Origin of the sequence: Citrobacter sp. Cf132 (assembly GCF_030333885.1) — a bacterium.
In the GTDB taxonomy this organism is placed as follows: Bacteria; Pseudomonadota; Gammaproteobacteria; order Enterobacterales; family Enterobacteriaceae; genus Citrobacter; species Citrobacter freundii.
Window position 1 is genome coordinate 116213 of sequence record NZ_JAOWFA010000051.1, and the last position, 17389, is coordinate 133601.

Annotated in this window: 18 protein-coding genes and 3 pseudogenes; 12 read left to right on the forward strand and 9 right to left on the reverse strand. The window is 47.1% G+C overall.

Annotated features, from left to right (window positions below; all coding sequences use genetic code 11):
* The first annotated feature begins 363 nt into the window (after positions 1 to 363).
* Both OGV85_RS09350 and waaZ read left to right on the forward strand, forming a co-directional pair.
* Positions 364 to 2451, forward strand: coding sequence for a TonB-dependent receptor (locus OGV85_RS09350; protein ID WP_032936136.1), 2088 nt, complete (start codon positions 364 to 366; stop codon positions 2449 to 2451).
* A 423-nt stretch (positions 2452 to 2874) separates the two neighbouring features.
* The gene (gene waaZ / locus OGV85_RS09355; RefSeq protein WP_061548497.1) at positions 2875 to 3651 is read left to right on the forward strand and encodes a 3-deoxy-D-manno-oct-2-ulosonate III transferase WaaZ; all 777 of its coding nucleotides are present in this window, start codon (positions 2875 to 2877) and stop codon (positions 3649 to 3651) included.
* A 31-nt stretch (positions 3652 to 3682) separates the two neighbouring features.
* Here the strand turns inward: waaZ and OGV85_RS09360 are convergent, their stop codons facing one another.
* Positions 3683 to 3880, reverse strand: a complete 198-nt coding sequence (locus OGV85_RS09360) for a hypothetical protein (RefSeq protein WP_003846684.1) — start codon at positions 3878 to 3880, stop codon at positions 3683 to 3685.
* A 169-nt stretch (positions 3881 to 4049) separates the two neighbouring features.
* On the reverse strand, positions 4050 to 5573 hold the full coding sequence (pdeG, locus tag OGV85_RS09365; protein ID WP_286553455.1) for a cyclic di-3',5'-guanosine monophosphate phosphodiesterase PdeG: 1524 nt from the start codon (positions 5571 to 5573) through the stop codon (positions 4050 to 4052).
* Positions 5574 to 5812: 239 nt separating this feature from the next.
* Between pdeG and OGV85_RS09370 the strand changes: the two genes are divergently transcribed.
* Both OGV85_RS09370 and OGV85_RS24540 read left to right on the forward strand, forming a co-directional pair.
* The gene (locus OGV85_RS09370) at positions 5813 to 6085 is read left to right on the forward strand and encodes a hypothetical protein (RefSeq protein WP_032949082.1); all 273 of its coding nucleotides are present in this window, start codon (positions 5813 to 5815) and stop codon (positions 6083 to 6085) included.
* A gap of 104 nt (positions 6086 to 6189) precedes the next feature.
* Positions 6190 to 6290 (forward strand): annotated as a pseudogene (locus tag OGV85_RS24540) (cytochrome b); the annotation flags it as partial.
* Positions 6291 to 6350: 60 nt separating this feature from the next.
* Here OGV85_RS24540 and OGV85_RS09375 read toward each other — a convergent pair.
* The 5 genes and pseudogenes from OGV85_RS09375 to OGV85_RS09395 form a co-directional block, all read right to left on the reverse strand.
* On the reverse strand, positions 6351 to 6605 hold the full coding sequence (locus tag OGV85_RS09375) for a hypothetical protein (RefSeq protein ID WP_181553882.1): 255 nt from the start codon (positions 6603 to 6605) through the stop codon (positions 6351 to 6353).
* 502 nt (positions 6606 to 7107) lie between these two features.
* A pseudogene (locus tag OGV85_RS09380) lies at positions 7108 to 7281 on the reverse strand (isocitrate/isopropylmalate family dehydrogenase); the annotation flags it as partial.
* A 423-nt stretch (positions 7282 to 7704) separates the two neighbouring features.
* Positions 7705 to 8130 (reverse strand): glutaredoxin-dependent arsenate reductase, encoded by a 426-nt coding sequence (gene arsC / locus OGV85_RS09385; protein WP_003030760.1) that lies wholly within the window; start codon positions 8128 to 8130, stop codon positions 7705 to 7707.
* A 12-nt stretch (positions 8131 to 8142) separates the two neighbouring features.
* Positions 8143 to 9432 (reverse strand): arsenic transporter, encoded by a 1290-nt coding sequence (locus OGV85_RS09390; RefSeq protein WP_106107289.1) that lies wholly within the window; start codon positions 9430 to 9432, stop codon positions 8143 to 8145.
* Between the two features lie 44 nt (positions 9433 to 9476).
* A complete protein-coding gene (locus tag OGV85_RS09395) occupies positions 9477 to 9797 on the reverse strand; it encodes a transcriptional regulator (protein ID WP_003030762.1) in 321 nt (106 codons plus the stop codon).
* 85 nt (positions 9798 to 9882) lie between these two features.
* On the opposite strand from OGV85_RS09395, the gene arsH reads away from it, so the two are divergent.
* Positions 9883 to 10581 carry an arsenical resistance protein ArsH gene (gene arsH, locus OGV85_RS09400; protein WP_061547882.1) on the forward strand — a complete coding sequence of 233 codons (699 nt, stop codon included), beginning with the start codon at positions 9883 to 9885 and terminating at the stop codon, positions 10579 to 10581.
* Between the two features lie 112 nt (positions 10582 to 10693).
* On the opposite strand, the pseudogene OGV85_RS09405 reads toward arsH, so the two are convergent.
* Positions 10694 to 10891, reverse strand: a pseudogene (locus OGV85_RS09405) (S24/S26 family peptidase); the annotation flags it as partial.
* Positions 10892 to 10970: 79 nt separating this feature from the next.
* Between OGV85_RS09405 and OGV85_RS09410 the strand changes: the two are divergent.
* Together OGV85_RS09410 and OGV85_RS09415 are read left to right on the forward strand one after the other, a co-directional pair.
* Positions 10971 to 11213, forward strand: coding sequence for a DinI family protein (locus tag OGV85_RS09410; protein ID WP_003840850.1), 243 nt, complete (start codon positions 10971 to 10973; stop codon positions 11211 to 11213).
* A gap of 174 nt (positions 11214 to 11387) precedes the next feature.
* A complete protein-coding gene (locus OGV85_RS09415) occupies positions 11388 to 11897 on the forward strand; it encodes a DedA family protein (protein ID WP_003030767.1) in 510 nt (169 codons plus the stop codon).
* Between the two features lie 135 nt (positions 11898 to 12032).
* Here the strand turns inward: OGV85_RS09415 and icd are convergent, their stop codons facing one another.
* Entirely contained in the window at positions 12033 to 13283 is a 1251-nt protein-coding gene (gene icd / locus OGV85_RS09420; RefSeq protein WP_003030769.1) for an NADP-dependent isocitrate dehydrogenase, read from the reverse strand.
* A 202-nt stretch (positions 13284 to 13485) separates the two neighbouring features.
* Here icd and rluE point away from each other — a divergent pair, with 202 nt between their 5' ends.
* From rluE to hflD, 5 genes are read left to right on the forward strand one after another with little or no spacing between them, the layout of a single operon-like run.
* Positions 13486 to 14109: a 23S rRNA pseudouridine(2457) synthase RluE gene (rluE, locus tag OGV85_RS09425; protein WP_061547881.1), complete on the forward strand. Its 624-nt coding sequence runs from the start codon at positions 13486 to 13488 to the stop codon at positions 14107 to 14109.
* 34 nt (positions 14110 to 14143) lie between these two features.
* The gene (locus OGV85_RS09430) at positions 14144 to 15082 is read left to right on the forward strand and encodes a hypothetical protein (protein WP_061547880.1); all 939 of its coding nucleotides are present in this window, start codon (positions 14144 to 14146) and stop codon (positions 15080 to 15082) included.
* 9 nt (positions 15083 to 15091) lie between these two features.
* Positions 15092 to 15553: an NUDIX hydrolase gene (locus tag OGV85_RS09435; protein ID WP_061547879.1), complete on the forward strand. Its 462-nt coding sequence runs from the start codon at positions 15092 to 15094 to the stop codon at positions 15551 to 15553.
* Between the two features lie 53 nt (positions 15554 to 15606).
* On the forward strand, positions 15607 to 16713 hold the full coding sequence (gene mnmA / locus OGV85_RS09440) for a tRNA 2-thiouridine(34) synthase MnmA (protein ID WP_003832402.1): 1107 nt from the start codon (positions 15607 to 15609) through the stop codon (positions 16711 to 16713).
* Positions 16714 to 16747: 34 nt separating this feature from the next.
* Entirely contained in the window at positions 16748 to 17389 is a 642-nt protein-coding gene (hflD, locus tag OGV85_RS09445; RefSeq protein ID WP_003841885.1) for a high frequency lysogenization protein HflD, read from the forward strand.

Genomic DNA, 17389 nt, shown 5'->3' on the forward strand with positions numbered 1-17389 from the left:
GGAAGGGATTATGGCGGACAGAAATGACGAAAAAAATGATGCGGCGCAGAAAAGTATGACGATTTTCTAAAATTATCATACTTTTTTCTGATACTCCGTTATGAGTACGATGTGAATCTCAGAATATAGATTAATCCCTCGCCATTTATTCAAAGAATATTAATCCCTATCTAATAATTACCCATGCGGACTATTTACCCTCCCCGCTATTTCCTTATCTAAAACTCATGACAATTTATGTATATTTATTCAAAAAAAACACCAGAAGTGACAAGTTATGTAAATTTGTAATGATAATTATTTGTATTATCATTACGATCACTTATCTTACTGCCTTTGATTTTTAACAAAGGAAGTTTGACTATGCGTTTAAAACCTGTTGCCTCTGTCGTTCTGTCCTGTTTAGGATTTTCCAGCCCCCTGGTATTTGCTGAAGATGTCATGGTGGTAACCGCTTCCGGTTACGAAAAGAAAATCACCAATGCCGCAGCCAGCGTCTCTGTTATTTCGCAGCAAGAGTTACAAACCAATAAATATAATGACTTAGGTGAAGCCCTGCGTTCTGTTGAAGGGGTAGATGTTGAAAGCAGCACCGGTAAAACTGGCGGTCTGGAGATCAGCATCCGTGGCATGCCCGCCAGCTATACCTTGATCCTGATTGACGGTATTCGTCAAAACGGCAGCAGCGACGTGACGCCAAACGGCTTCTCTGCCATGAATACCAGCTTTATGCCCCCGCTGGCGGCAATCGATCATATTGAGGTTATCCGCGGCCCGATGTCGACGCTTTATGGCTCCGACGCAATCGGTGGCGTGGTGAATATCATCACCAAAAAAAGCACCGATAAATGGAGCACTTCCATCAATACCGGCGTTAACCTGCAAGAGAGTAATAAATGGGGTAACAGTACGGTCGCCAACTTCTGGTCAAGCGGCCCGTTAATCGCGGGCGTACTGGATATGCAGGTTCGGGGGAGCACAACCCAGCGTCAGGGTTCCAGCGTCACTTCGCTGAGCGATACCTCTTCCACCCGCGTACCTTATCCAACCGAGTCGGAAAACTACAATATTGGCACGCGATTCGACTGGAAAGCCAACGAAAGCAATACGCTGTGGCTGGATCTCGACTCCGCCAGACAGCGTTATGACAACGATGACGGTCAGTTGGGTAACCTGACGGGAGGTTATGATAAAACGCTGCGCTATGAGCGTAACAAAGTGACCCTCGGCCACGATACAGCCTTAACGTTTGGCACCTGGAAATCCTCCCTCGGCTGGAATGAGACCGAGAACAAAGGCCGACAACTGGTCTCCTCCGCACTCACACCAGAGAACGCAGGTCGGGCCGGTGACGCGCGTGAACTGAAGAACACCAACGTCATACTAGACTCAGTGCTACTGACACCATTAGGTGATTCGCACCTCTTAACCCTTGGCGGGGAATACTGGGATGCACGAATGAAAGATGGTGTGGTGCTGGCCAATACCGGCGAGACGTTCCACCAAAAAACGTGGGCAGCCTATGCGGAAGATGAATGGCATATTCTCGATTCGCTGGCCTTAACCGCAGGAACACGCTATGAGCATAACGATGTCTTTGGCGGTCATCTCAGCCCACGAGCCTATATGGTCTGGGATGTTTCCGACGAATGGACGCTCAAAGGCGGCGTAACGACAGGTTATAAAGCACCATCACTGAGCCAGTTGCATAACGGGATCAGCGGCGTAACCGCACAAGGAACGGTGAATACGGTCGGGAACCCGGACCTCAAACCTGAGGAAAGCATCAGCTACGAAACCGGGCTGTATTACGAGAACAACGCCGGGCTTAACGCCAACATTACCGGCTTCTATACTGAATACAAAAATAAAATTGTCTCGTATTCTATCGATGATAATACCAACAGTTATACCAACAGCGGCAAGGCGAGGACCGATGGCGTTGAATTTGCCAGCACCTTCCCTCTATGGTCGGATGTGCTGACCTTATCTCTCAACTACACCTACACTCAGAGCAAGCAAAAAGATGGTGACAATAAAGGCGCGCCGTTAAGCTATACACCAAAGCATATGGCTAACGCCCGTCTGAACTGGCAGGCAACGGAAGATATGAACGCCTGGCTGAGCGCACGTTATCGCGGTAAGGCCCCACGCTTCACGGAAAATTACGACAATCTCAGCGCAGTACAAAAAGCCGTCTATGACGATAAAGGCGCTAATTTAAAAGCCTGGACCGTCCTGGACATGGGAATGTCTTACAAACTGACCAAAGATCTGACACTTAATACGGCAGTTAATAACGTGCTGGATAAAGACTTTAGCGAGGTTAAACTTTACCAGGTGGGCCGTAATAGCACCTACGCAGGTGATTATTATCAGACTGCACAATCCACCACCGGATACGTAAACCCGGGTCGTAACTACTGGGTATCGTTAAACTATCAGTTCTAATGTTGTTTTCCCTTCCTGACGGACTGGAATTGATAGCCCGTCAGGAATTATGTTACATCAAATAACAGGCGGATGATGTTATAAAATCGCACTCTTTATAAGGATATGATTAAAACACTCTCAGCCACCTGTAACTAAAAGTAACTAATTTTCATGTTAAATTCTTACCAGGCAAGAACACCAGAATCAGATTTATTCACACAACAAATGCCTGGATTTTAAAAATCGAAAAACAAAAGCCAATATCATCATATTTTTCTGAGTTACCAGACCTTACTCTCAAAAAAAATTTATCAAAATAATAATAAAAATACATTCACATAATCAATTCTTCAAGTTTGAAAAACAAAAAGAAACATCTTCTTTGATTTGGAACGGATACTCAATGTTATTATTTCAAAAATAACATCCACGGTAACCGCCATGCTCATCACACACGAAATACTTAATGGAATAATGGGTGAAAGAGTTTCCGATGATTGTATTATTTACTTGTCTGGACCTTCATCATTAGATACGCCCCTTGAGATAATGCGTAGTAAAAACTGCATTTGCGTAAATGGTAGCGCAGGCTATTTAATTAACAACAATGTCCCTGTATTTATCTATGTTGTTTGTGACGGTTCTTTTTATGAAAACAACAAAGAATTATTTTATAAATATAGCACCTATGCCCAGCATACCTTTATTAGTGAAGATGTTATTAAAAGAGCTGATTCAACAGAGGCAGGGAACTTGCTCAACACATGTTTTCTGTTAAAGGACATTTGCAAATCCAGAGGTGGTATCGGTAGAAAGATTCGCTATAAAATAAAAACAATGACTAACAGGAATCTTCGAATTAAATGCTCTGCATTCAGAAAAGTGAAAACAATTGCATTTTCAACTGATGTAACACATGGTCATTTTGGTAGTGCTACGGTCGCATTTAGCGCGTTACAAATAGCCATTAGTCTAAAATTTGAAAGAATAATTTTTTCAGGTTTAGATTTGAAAGGTGGCTGTAAACGGTTTTACAATGAAGTTAACGCTCAACCCACGACTCTACCCACTGATCTTAGCTTTATATTAAGGTCATTTTCTTATGTAAGTAGCCACTATGACGGTAAGATCTACAATCTTTCTCCACAAACAGCTATTCCCTACGATGTTATTCCATTCATCAATACAGAAGAAGTAGCTTGTTCCACCTCCTACTAGCAATACACCAACGGTAAGAATATTTAAACAATTAATACAGAAACACCCCTTCTTGCGCCATGAGATACAATGCCAAAACAATAACCCCGACGACACCACCTAAAAACAGTACTGCGGCAATCGCAAGCTGGTTGCGGTTTGTGTACTTCGTATTGTTTCGCACATCCAACTCTTTTTTCGCTGCACTGTGACTTGAATCACGCTCCATCGCGAATGTTATATCTGCCATGCCATTATCCAGTTGCTGTATATGAAAACACAAATAACCACCACATCGATAAGGGTATAGATTTTAAATAACAGAATCTGAGATTTGTCTCACGATAAAGATAATCATCGGATTTTTACTCCCGAAGCAGATTTCATCCCCCCTTTTCATCAATAAGGTTATCCTGTACTTATTCGACAAAAACCTTCACTTTAGGCTTTGCCAGCAGAATCATGACGAACTCAGTGAAGGTTACTGGTTTATAGAAATAGTACCCTTGCAGGAAAACAATGTTGTTTTTGTTGAGATAATCGAGCTGAGCCTTCGTTTCAACTCCTTCTGCAACGATGCTTAAAGACAGCTTGCGCGCCAGGTCGAGAACACAATCCAAAATTCGGGTTGAATCGGGAAGCTCATTAACCCTTCCCACCAAGCTCTGATCGATTTTAATGTAATCAATGTGCAGGTCATGCAAATAAGAAAGCCCAGAATAGCCCGTACCAAAATCATCAAGCGCAATCACAAAGCCATTTTCATGCAGGATATTGAGCCTCTGCACAAGTTCTTCATCTACATGTAATGGCTCACGCTCAGTAACTTCAATCACCAGGTTGAGATCATGGCGGCTGAAGCTATCTTTGAATTTCAGACACTCTTCAACAAATGTAGGGGAAGTGATATGGGATGCGCTGAAGTTAATACCAACATGGAATCCAGATGGCAGTTTGCTGGCAATGGCGTTCATATTCGCCGCAACCTGCCTCATCAGACTTTGAGTTAGTGGCACTATCAGGCCTGATTTTTCGGCGACGGGAATGAAGGAGGCAGGAGAGATATATCCGGCTTTTGGATGTTTCCATCGGGCCAGTACTTCAACACCGCGTAACGTCCCTTCACGACCATTTACGATAGGTTGATAAAAAGGCACGATCTCTCCTTTTACTATCGCTCTGCGCAACGTTTCTTCTGGGATATCGTTCTTATTTAGATATTTATCAATGGCATAAGCGGCTGCGAAAGATATTAACAGGATAAAAACCAGAATCCCTGAACCTTGTGTAACCAGCCTTTTTGCACTAAACAATGGCGGTTCATTATAAATAATGCTGAACGGATACTTTGCGGAATTCACCTGACCAGACATCTGTGAGCTTGCTGTAACGGTTTCCACATCGCCCAATAAACCAAGCACTTCGTCACCTACGAGTAGTGAATATGTCACCCCCTTTAACGGAACATTCAATGCTCCACGGATATGCACCCCGCTAATGGTGACAATGATGTGGTTGGTTTGAAAACGAGTTTGATACAGCAGAACGGGTATCTCATTTTCCGTATTTCTTGCGGGAGTAAGCAGCAAATTTGTATCAGCAATCACCGGAATTTGCTTAAGCAAGATCCGATTACCTGGCAGTGACGTACACCATAGCTTCCCCTGTCGGATAATGATCAGCGTTCGCAAATGAGGGCGAAGTGCAGCTTCAGTTCCAAGTTGGTATTGACCCTCCAGATCGCATTTTTTTTCGGCGATGTGCATAGCGGTTCGAGTTGCCTGGAAAGCTTCATCCAGTATGTTATCCATATTTTTGGCGGCATATCTGGCTCCTCCAAGGGTTTCTGTCGAAGAGGAATACCAAAGCTGCATATTAAGAATAAAAACACCTATCAAAAAAAGACACACCGCAGCGGTTACCGGTAAAAGTACTTTGCGCATTCTCATGTCCCGTGGCGAAAACTGATCAGTCGTTGCGATGAGCATTGACGTGTTCTAATTTATCTCTACAGAGCATGGTAGATAGAATCAAAAGTCGCCATGCGCCCAGTCACACTTCCAAAGCCACAACATAAGGAATTGATTTTTATATAAAATTAGCCCAAGAAAGATCATAACAATAATGACATCCCTCCTTCCGATTTTGCTATCATATAAATGTACTAATAAGAGGTAAGCAAATGAAAATCTTTATCACTGACAATGAAGGGAATCTCATTCCTGTTGACGGAAAAAGCGTCGTGATCGAATTGAATAGCGGCGGAACTATTGAGATCGCCGAGGAGTACAGTCGGGACGATGTTCCTGAAGGTATTAATCTGTGGGGAGGACGAGAACCTTCCCCTTCACTCTCATTCGAGGAAATTAAAGCTCGAACAGAAGGCCTTGGTGTTTACCCCATTGCAGCCAATGCCCTGCACGTATTCCCGTACAAATTTTCATCAAAAGAATGATTGCATACAGCAGGCGAAGCGTTTTTCTCAAACCAAATTAAGGCCATTGTTATCATAAATACCTCTGGCCTTGGGGGGAGTCAACTCGCCAATATCTGTTACTTCTGATTGCAGTCCATGCTGGCGCTGCATTATTTCATCACTATATACAGAAAAAAATACGCTTTTGAGAGTGATTCCTGAACATAAGCATTTGAATAATTAATAAATGATTATAATGTTAAGAACATAAACACTCAAGACAGTATGTACGTGGTCTAAAATATTAATCGTCATCATAATGCTTATGTTTCTTGCGATCACTCATAGACTCTTTAAAAGCATCTGCTTGTGTATTAGCAGCCTGCAGTCGACTCATGTTAGCACTGTAATTATTCCAATATTCTTTTTCTTCGTTATAACAAACATCACGGCTAATTCCCTTCGCTTCGCACTTTGCTAAGCGTTGTTCTTCTGATACGCAACCAGACATCAAAGAAACAGTAGAAAACGCAACCAGTATTATCATTAATTTATTCATATAGTAAGTTACATACATAACAAGGAGTCATGCTTTGAATTTTATTTCTCAAACATGTCGCCAAGATAAAAACAGAAAGGTAATAAAAAATCAATCGGGAAAAATGTTCTTTTTTGGACATTATTAGCATTCAGAATAATAATTTATCATAACATGTTGATAAAAACGGATTTAACATTAGAGTAAAATAACATTAAAACGCCACCACCTTTAATATACCCCCAATATTTTCTTGTTTTTAAAACGACTGTTTTACATATAATAATTAATAATATACAAACTCCGCTCAATTATATTTAGTTCTCATACCCGGATCGGTTTAAATAAATATTGAAAGATATGGATATTTTTTATCAATAAATAGAATTGTAATGACAAAGATAAAAATTAAATCTTTAGTGCTATTAAAATGAGTTTAATAGTCTGAGTGCCAGGAAAGCACTTTGCAGGTAAAAAAACGGGAACCAATCGGCTCCCATTCTTATACAACTCAGAATCTGGATTACATGTTTTCGATGATCGCGTCACCAAACTCTGAACATTTCAGCAAATTAGCGCCGTCCATCAGACGTTCGAAATCATAGGTTACGGTCCTGGCGTTGATCGCGCCTTCCATACCTTTAACAATTAAGTCAGCCGCTTCGGTCCAACCCATGTGGCGCAGCATTACATTGCTAAATGTCATAGCAACCATTTGATAAAGTTGAAATTATAATCCTCTCTACTTTCAAATCAGCCAGTAGCTACCATTATAAACTCATTGATTGTCTAAACTTTGGTTTTAGTTTTGGGGAAGAGTTTTCACCAAGAATCCAAGTTTTTCACGCCAGCACATTCATCACACTACCGCTAATGGCAAGCCTCGATGGTAAAGCTGTTACTGCCGCAGAGGTCCGATTTGAGCGAGGAGCGGAAGTTTGCAATCGCTCTCATTGCTGATGGCGGCCGCACCCGTAGCAGTGTAGTCTCGGCCACGTTTTTGTCTGCCATGCATTCTCTCGCGCTTTGCCAGTAGCTAGATTGGCTGAAGATCCGCATTGAGCGAAAACCGGACGCCCGCATAGCGTGAACAGACATCCGATATTTTGAAGTGGGCAGATTACTTAATCTGCTTACCCGTTTCGTCAATGACCTTCTCGCCATCCTCTTTGGTAAACGCTCCTTTCTGACCTTCCGGTAGAATATCCAACACTATTTCTGAAGGACGGCAAAGACGAGTGCCAAGCGGCGTAACGACTACCGGCCGATTAATCAGGATCGGATGTTGAAGCATGAAATCAATTAACTGCTCATCACTAAATTTCTCTTCATCAAGACCCAGGTGTTCATAAGGCTCAACATTCTTACGCAGTAATGCACGCACCGTAATTCCCATATCTGAAATAAGTTGAATCAGCTCATCACGGGTCGGTGGCGTATCGAGATAATAAATTATCGTTGGTTCGTTGCCACTGTTACGGATCATCTCCAGCGTGTTGCGAGAAGTGCCGCAGGCAGGGTTATGATAGATGGTAATGTTGCTCATATCTGTATCTCATTACAAAGTGATGGAGAGCCGCAACGCCAGCGCGGCCAGAGTGACAAACAGCACGGGCAGAATCATGATAATACCCGTGCGGAAGTAATATCCCCAGGTAATCGTTATATTTTTCTGGGCAAGCACATGCAGCCAAAGCAGGGTTGCCAGACTGCCAATCGGGGTGATTTTCGGGCCTAAATCGCAGCCAATCACATTGGCATAAATCATTGCCTCTTTGACGATGCCAGTCGCCGTGCTCCCGTCAATCGCCAGTGCGCCAATCAGCACCGTCGGCATATTGTTCATCACCGACGACAGGAACGCGGTCAGGAAGCCGGTGCCGAACGTTGCTGCCCATAACCCCTTTTCTGCCAGTAGGTTCAGCACGTCAGACAGATACTCCGTAAGCCCTGCATTGCGCAGGCCATAGACCACCAGGTACATACCCAACGAAAAAATAACGATCTGCCATGGTGCACCGCGGAGGACTTTTCCGGTGTTGATGGCATGACCTCTTTTCGCCACTATAAACAGTATTGCTGCGCCACTAGCCGCTATCGCACTGACCGGGATCCCCAGTGGCTCCAGAACAAAGAAACCGACAAGCAGCAATAACAGGACAATCCAGCCCGCCCTGAACGTTGCCGGATCCTTTATCACACTGGCAGGCGTCTTCAGCAGCGAAACGTCATACGTCGCCGGAATGTCCCTGCGGAAGAAGAGATGCAGCATGACCAGAGTGGCCGCAATCGCTGCCACATCTACGGGGATCATAACGGAGGCATACTGCGTAAAGCCCAGACCGAAAAAGTCCGCCGAGACGATATTCACCAGGTTAGAAACAATTAGCGGCAGGCTGGCCGTATCTGCAATAAATCCTGCGGCCATGACAAACGCCAATGTCGTGCCCTGGCTGAATCCCAGTGCGAGCAGCATCGCAATTACAATCGGCGTCAGGATCAGCGCAGCGCCGTCATTGGCAAACAACGCAGCAACAGCGGCACCAAGCAAGACTATCCAGGTAAACAAAAGGCGGCCACGTCCGTTACCCCAGCTGGAGACGTGCAGTGCGGCCCATTCAAAGAAGCCGGACTCATCAAGCAACAGGCTGATGATAATGACCGCAATAAATGCCGCTGTCGCGTTCCAGACGATATTCCAGACAACGGGAATATCAGCGATATGGATGACTCCGGTTCCCAGCGCCAGCGCAGCTCCGATACTCGCGCTCCAGCCAATACTCAGGCCTCTGGGTTGCCAGATAACCAGTACCAGCGTCAGTAAAAATATACTCCCTGCCAAAAACACTTCAGACTCCGTTATATATGATTATGTAAATATGTTTTCCTGCCTCAGCAGGAGGTACAGGCCGACTTTGCCAACCATTCCCGCACATCCTCCCGAAGGCACAGCCAGGATGTCGTGATTGTCTCAGCGGCCCACGCCGGAATATGAGGTGACAGACGATAGTGGATCCATTTCCCTTCCCGACGATCAAGAACAAGCTTTGCCTCGCGCAGGACGGCCATATGGCGTGATATTTTGGGCTGTGATTCGGCGGTAGCTGCACAGATATCGCACACGCACAGTTCTCCGGACTCCCGCAGAAGCATGACAATGGCGAGACGTGTTTCATCTGACAGGATTTTGAAAAGCTGAACAGGTTGTAGCATTTTTCTCTCCGCTCCCTTTAGAATACACATATGGTAAATCATATGTATCAACTTTGAAATCATCTGCTCTCTCTGGAGGAGAAAAATGGAACAATTTCCTGCCCTGAATACTGCATGCTTTGATCAACACATCGCTGAACGCCTGAACGTGCAGGAGCCACCACGGATTCTGATCCTGTATGGTTCAGTGAGAGAGCGCTCCTACAGCCGCTTTGCCGCGGAGGAAGCCGGTCGCCTGCTGACGGCGATGGGCGCGGAGGTGAAACTGTTTAACCCCTCCGGTTTACCCCTGCCGGATGATGCGCCGGACACGCATCCCAAAGTCACCGAGCTGCGCGGTCTGGTCAGATGGTGTGATGGGATGGTGTGGAGTTCTCCAGAACGGCACGGTGCTATGAGCGCAGTCATGAAGGCGCAGATTGACTGGATCCCCTTAAGTGAAGGAGCGATTCGTCCTTCGCAGGGCAAAACACTTGCGGTAATGCAGGTCTGCGGTGGTTCACAGTCCTTCAATGCCGTGAACCAGATGCGTATACTTGGTCGCTGGATGCGGATGTTTACGATCCCCAACCAGTCCTCTGTAGCCAAGGCATGGCAAGAGTTCGACGAAAACGGACGAATGAAACCTTCTTCATGGTATGACCGCATCGTCGATGTAGCCGAGGAGCTGTTTAAAATCACGCTGCTGCTTAAGGGACAAACCAGTTATCTTGCAGATCGTTACAGCGAGCGAAAAGAGAGTCATCAGGAGCTTTCATCCAGTGTCAATCAGGACAAAATATAACGTATGTTCTTCGTGAATCCATACTGCATGAGCTTACCAATGTCCGCTTTGGCAGATTGATTATGCCGGATGATCTCTAAATGTGAACGGCACGATTATGCGGGCTACTTACAATTGCACATATCAGCAATGAGCCATCGCAGGCAGTAAGTGACGCATCCACAACAAACAGCGCCCCCTGAAGTATTCCTTCCCTGAAATGTGAACGCGATGCCCGCATAAAATAAGTCGCTGCGGGCTGGCTGATTAGTTGCTGATCGAGGGAGATTCGTGTTTCAACATAATCTGCCGCAGGTGAAGGAAAGCCCATGTTTATGCCCTCTCTTGAATACCGGATAAAAAATACAGCACAAATACTGTATATCCATCCAGCAATGAAGCGATAAGCAATGTTCGTGGAACTCGTTTATGACAAAAGGAATTTTGATGGTCTGCCCGGTGCAAAAGATATCATTCTGGGCGAATTGACCAAGAGGGTTCACCGGATTTTCCCCGACGCTGATGTTCGGGTTAAACCGATGATGACATTGCCGGCGATCAACACTGACGCCAGCAAGCACGAGAAGGAACAGATAAGCCGTACTGTCCAGGAAATGTTTGAAGAGGCTGATATGTGGCTGGTTTCAGATTAAGTGCGTTCGATTCATCTTCCTTTACCCTATCCCGCCCAACTGTATTCTGCTGCTATACGCAGATAGCTGTCACAGCCGGGATTAAGTGCAGCAGTCAGTAATTCATCTGTGTTGAGGCCTGATTAAGCCGTATCGCGGTTAAATAGCCAAGGAACCTTAAATGGAGAAGCATTGATGGAGTGGGTAAACGCGTTGATGAGCCATTTCGCGCTTCATCCTTTCAGCCTGTGGGGCCTGCTTTTTGGAATAGCATTCGCAAAATCTACGTTCCTCATTTCAGCTGTATTACCGCCAGCATCTGTTATGTTGGTTGCTGTAATTTCCGTCGGCAAGGCGACTATTGCGCCATGGGAAGCGGGAATTGCTGTAATGATTGGCGCATGGTGCGGGACAATTGTTAATTATCACCTTGGAATGATGATGGGACATCTACCCTGGCTGGCACGCATCATGTCGCGTCATGCCGATACAGTAGTACGGGTTCGACGCCGGTTGCAAAACAGTTCTGTACCGATACTTTTTACTTCGCGCTTTATTGCCGTGCTGCGTTACATTGTGCCATTAGTTGCTGGAATGTTGCATCTTCATCCAGTGAAAGTGTATGCAGTCAGTCTGATCTCTGCGGCGACCTGGTCAGCGCTTTATGTCGGAGGCTTTAGTCTCGTTTTGCCTTTTTTTAGCTAAACCAAACATAAATAGACCACAACAAGCCCTGATACCCCCTGGTATTGGGCGGATAAAAAGACAGGGAAAGAATTTATCAGACACAAAAAAACGGGAACCACCTGGCTCCCGTTCACTTACAACCCAGAATCTGGATTACATGTTTTCGATGATCGCGTCACCAAACTCTGAACATTTCAGCAGCTTAGCGCCGTCCATCAGACGTTCGAAGTCATAGGTTACGGTCTTGGCGTTGATCGCGCCTTCCATACCTTTAACGATCAGGTCAGCCGCTTCGACCCAACCCATGTGGCGCAGCATCATTTCTGCAGACAGAATGATAGAACCTGGGTTCACTTTATCCTGACCTGCATACTTCGGTGCAGTACCGTGGGTTGCTTCGAACAGTGCGCATTCGTCACCGATGTTTGCACCCGGCGCGATACCAATACCACCAACCTGTGCGGCCAGCGCATCGGAGATGTAGTCACCGTTCAGGTTCATACAGGCAATCACGTCATACTCAGCCGGGCGCAACAGGATCTGTTGCAGGAATGCATCGGCAATGACGTCCTTAACCACGATCTCTTTACCGGTTTTCGGGTTCTTGATTTTCACCCATGGACCGCCATCGATCAGTTCGCCACCAAATTCTTCACGCGCTAACTGGTAACCCCAGTCTTTGAACGCGCCTTCGGTGAACTTCATGATGTTGCCTTTGTGTACCAGGGTAACTGAATCACGATCGTTGGCGATGGCGTATTCAATCGCTGCACGTACCAGACGTTTAGTCCCTTCTTCAGAACACGGTTTGATACCAATACCGCAATGTTCCGGGAAGCGTATTTTCTTCACACCCATCTCTTCGCGCAGGAATTTAATCACTTTCTCAGCATCGGCAGAGTCAGCTTTCCACTCGATACCCGCGTAGATATCTTCGGAGTTTTCACGGAAGATGACCATATCGGTCAGTTCAGGGTGTTTAACCGGGCTTGGTGTACCCTGATAATAACGCACCGGACGCAGGCAGACATACAGGTCAAGTTCCTGACGCAGAGCTACGTTCAGAGAGCGAATACCGCCGCCAACAGGGGTGGTCAGAGGGCCTTTAATGGCAACACGATATTCACGAATCAGATCTAAGGTTTCAGCAGGCAGCCAGACGTCCTGGCCATAAACCTGAGTGGATTTCTCGCCGGTGTAGATTTCCATCCAGGAGATTTTACGCTCGCCTTTATAGGCTTTCTCGACAGCAGCATCGACAACTTTGATCATCGGTGGGGTTACATCAACGCCGATACCGTCGCCTTCAATGAACGGGATAATCGGATTTTCAGGAACGTTGAGTTTGCCGTTTTGCAGGGTGATCTTCTTACCTTCCGCCGGAACAACTACTTTGCTTTCCATTCACCTCTCCTTCGAGCGCTTCTGGTTCTGCTCGTCTGTCATCGCGCTGCATGTGCGTTTGCGTCCTGCTGCACGAATGCGTTAGAGCAATTTTTTGTTAATGTTTTGTAATGAGCATGTCAATACTACCCTAATGTTCGCCGCCATGAAAGACACTCGTTCTTAGGCTATAATGCGGCAATTGATATAATCTGAAAATACCATGCAAAAAACTTCTTTTAGAAATCACCGGGTTGAGCGATTCAGCTCACGACAAGTCACTAAGCAGCGTAAAGAAAACCAGCCAAAACGCGTGGTTTTGTTCAATAAACCCTACGATGTTTTGCCACAATTTACTGACGAGGCTGGCAGAAGCACGTTAAAAGATTTTATTCCCTTGCCGGGAATTTATGCGGCGGGCCGACTCGACCGGGACAGCGAAGGGCTTTTGGTGCTGACCAATGACGGCGCACTGCAAGCGCGGTTAACGCAACCCGGGAAGCGTACCGGGAAAATTTATTACGTCCAGGTTGAAGGCGAGCCGACGGCAGAAGCGCTGGACGCCCTGCGTACCGGAGTAACGCTCAATGATGGCCCCACGCTACCCGCAGGCATTGAGGTAGTAGAGGAACCCGTATGGCTGTGGCCGAGAAATCCGCCGATTCGGGAGCGGAAAAATATCCCCACCACCTGGCTGAAAGTCACCTTATATGAAGGCCGCAACCGCCAGGTTCGCCGTATGACAGCACATGTTGGATATCCTACGCTGCGTCTCATTCGCTATGCTATGGGGGATTACACGCTGGATAATCTCGCTAACGGCGAGTGGCGGGAACTGAAATCATAACCGTACGGTTTAACGTGAGTGTTAACAGGGAAGAATGAAAAATATGGATAAACAGCTTTTTGCAGCATTCATCCTGCTCGGCGTGTCACCGTTTTGTTCAGCAAAACTGGACTGTGAGGCGATTGCCGGAATTGCAGCAGGAGAGGCAAACTACCTTTATGAGTCTGCCAAAGTAAAAACCGACTCACGTCTGCATTTCTATTCTGCACCAGCAACAGAGTGTCAACTCCCCGCGTTCATGGTCAATGGCGACACTGTTGAGGTGCTCAGGAGTTCACAGCGCTACAAAAGCACGGGCATGCTTTCCAAAGATGAGCCTTATCGTTACGTACGTTATCGGGACGCTAAAGGAACCTTTGCCACCGGGTGGGTCTCGGCTGATGGATTAACACTGTTATCCAGCCCGCTTGCAGCAAGCGCGTCTTGCCAGTCATGGGCAAATAAAGAGATGTCACAGCGTGGGTACTTGCCCTCCTCCTTCGCAAACCACTATCAGGTAATGGGAGACGCCCGCGCATGGTTCTATGCGATGCCAACCGAACAGTGTCGCAGCCCATCCGTATTTTTAGTGCCCGGCGACCTCGTCTCTGTACAAGAACAATCCAACGATGATTTTATGGAAGCGGTCTACTACACCACCGATCGCCATATCGTACGCGGCTGGTTAAAAAAGTCGCAGTTACAGGCTTTAAACAGCGGTGACCGCTATCGCGACGACATCAACCCGCTGTCGACAGACAAGGCAACGAGAGTCGCCACCCTTGGGCTACGTCACGACTATCAATGTATTTTTTATGAAAGCTGGAATGCTAAAAAGGCCATTGAGATTATCGTACGCGAGGATCATCAAACTGCATTGTGTCGCGGAGGGGCCGACCCACAAACGTCGCCTCCTGTGGCTTATATCAGTATCGACAAGACCAGCGGTGAAATTAGCTGGCCAGATGTTGCCGAAGGTTTTGCTGAGGAATAAGGGGGAAACATGTTCAAACCGCACGTCACGGTCGCCTGCATTGTACATGCAGAAGATAAATTCTTAGTCGTTGAAGAAACGATCAATGGCAAGGCCTTGTGGAATCAACCCGCAGGACACCTGGAAGCCGACGAAACGCTGGTGCAAGCCGCAGCACGCGAACTATGGGAAGAAACGGGCATTAAAGCACAGCCACAGCATTTTGTTCGTATGCATCAATGGATTGCACCGGACAGAACGCCCTTTTTGCGTTTTCTTTTCGCTATCGAGCTTGCCAATATGTGCGCTACTGAACCCCATGACAGCGATATTGATTGCTGTCGTTGGGTCAGCGCAGAAGAGATTTTCTCTGCGCCAAACCTGCGTTCGCCGTTGGTTGCAGAGAGTATTCGCTGTTATCAGAGCGGCCAGCACTACCCGCTGTCCATGATCGGTGAATTTAACTGGCCATTTACAGAGGGTGTCAAGTAAAGGGCTGCGTGCTAGAATATGCCGCCTTGAAGTTCAATGTTGTGAGTATTCCTATGTCTGAAAGCCCAAAAAAAGTGATCGTCGGCATGTCCGGCGGTGTCGATTCCTCCGTTTCTGCCTGGCTGTTACAACAACAGGGCTATCAGGTAGAAGGCCTGTTCATGAAGAACTGGGAAGAGGACGATGGCGAGGAATACTGCACAGCGGCCGCCGACCTTGCGGATGCACAGGCTGTTTGTGACAAACTCGGCATTGAACTGCATACCGTCAACTTTGCCGCAGAATACTGGGACAACGTCTTTGAACTGTTCCTTGAAGAGTACAAAGCGGGTCGTACGCCGAACCCGGATATTCTGTGCAATAAAGAAATTAAGTTTAAAGCCTTCCTTGAGTTTGCCGCCGAAGATTTAGGTGCCGATTACATCGCCACCGGTCACTACGTCCGTCGCGCAGATGTCGACGGCAAAAGTCGCCTGCTGCGTGGGCTCGATGGTAATAAAGACCAAAGTTATTTCCTCTATACGCTCGGCCATGAGCAAATCGCGCAAAGCCTGTTTCCGGTCGGTGAACTGGAAAAACCGCAGGTGCGTAAAATTGCCGAAGACCTTGGTCTGATTACGGCCAAGAAAAAAGACTCCACCGGCATCTGCTTCATTGGCGAACGTAAGTTCCGCGAGTTTCTTGGTCGCTACCTGCCGGCTCAGCCAGGCAAAATCATCACCGTTGATGGTGAAGAGATTGGCCAGCATCAGGGGCTGATGTACCACACTCTGGGTCAGCGTAAAGGTCTGGGTATTGGCGGAACGAAAGAAGGGACAGAAGATCCATGGTATGTGGTGGATAAAGACGTTGAGAACAACATTCTGGTTGTCGCTCAGGGTCATGAACATCCACGTCTGATGTCTGTTGGCCTGGTGGCGCAACAGCTGCATTGGGTCGATCGCGAACCGTTCACCGGTACCATGCGCTGTACGGTGAAAACCCGCTATCGTCAGACCGACATTCCGTGCACCGTTAAGGCACTGGATGCTGAGCGTATTGAAGTCATTTTCGACGAGCCAGTCGCGGCGGTTACGCCGGGTCAGTCGGCTGTCTTTTACAATGGCGAAGTGTGCCTCGGCGGCGGCATTATCGAACAACGATTGCCTCTGCCGGTATAATTACTTACACATTTGATACAAGGAAGCAGTGAACGTGGCAAAGAATTATTATGACATCACCCTCGCCCTGGCAGGCATTTGCCAGTCGGCACGCCTGGTGCAGGAACTGGCGCACCAGGGGCATTGTGATGCCGATGCATTACACGTTTCACTGAACAGTGTCATCGACATGAATCCCAGCTCTACGCTGGGCGTGTTTGGCGGCAGCGAGGCCAACCTGCGTTTGGGGCTGGAAACAATGCTCGGCGTACTGAACGCCAGCAGTCGCCAGGGACTGAACGCTGAACTCACTCGTTACACGCTAAGCCTGATGGTGCTGGAGCGTAAGCTGTCAGCGGCCAAGGGCGCTATGGACACGCTGGGAGACCGTATCAGCGGCTTGCAGCGCCAGCTGGACCATTTTGATTTGCAGTCAGAAACGTTGATGAGTGCGATGGCTGGCATTTATGTTGACGTCATCAGCCCACTCGGCCCGCGTATTCAGGTCACGGGTTCCCCGGCCATCCTTCAGAGCCCACAGGTACAGGCTAAAGTACGCGCTTCGCTGCTGGCTGGCATCCGTGCTGCCGTGCTCTGGCATCAGGTTGGTGGAGGCCGTCTGCAACTCATGTTTTCTCGTAATCGCCTGACGACTCAGGCAAAACAAATTCTTGCTCATTTAACCCCGGAGTTGTGA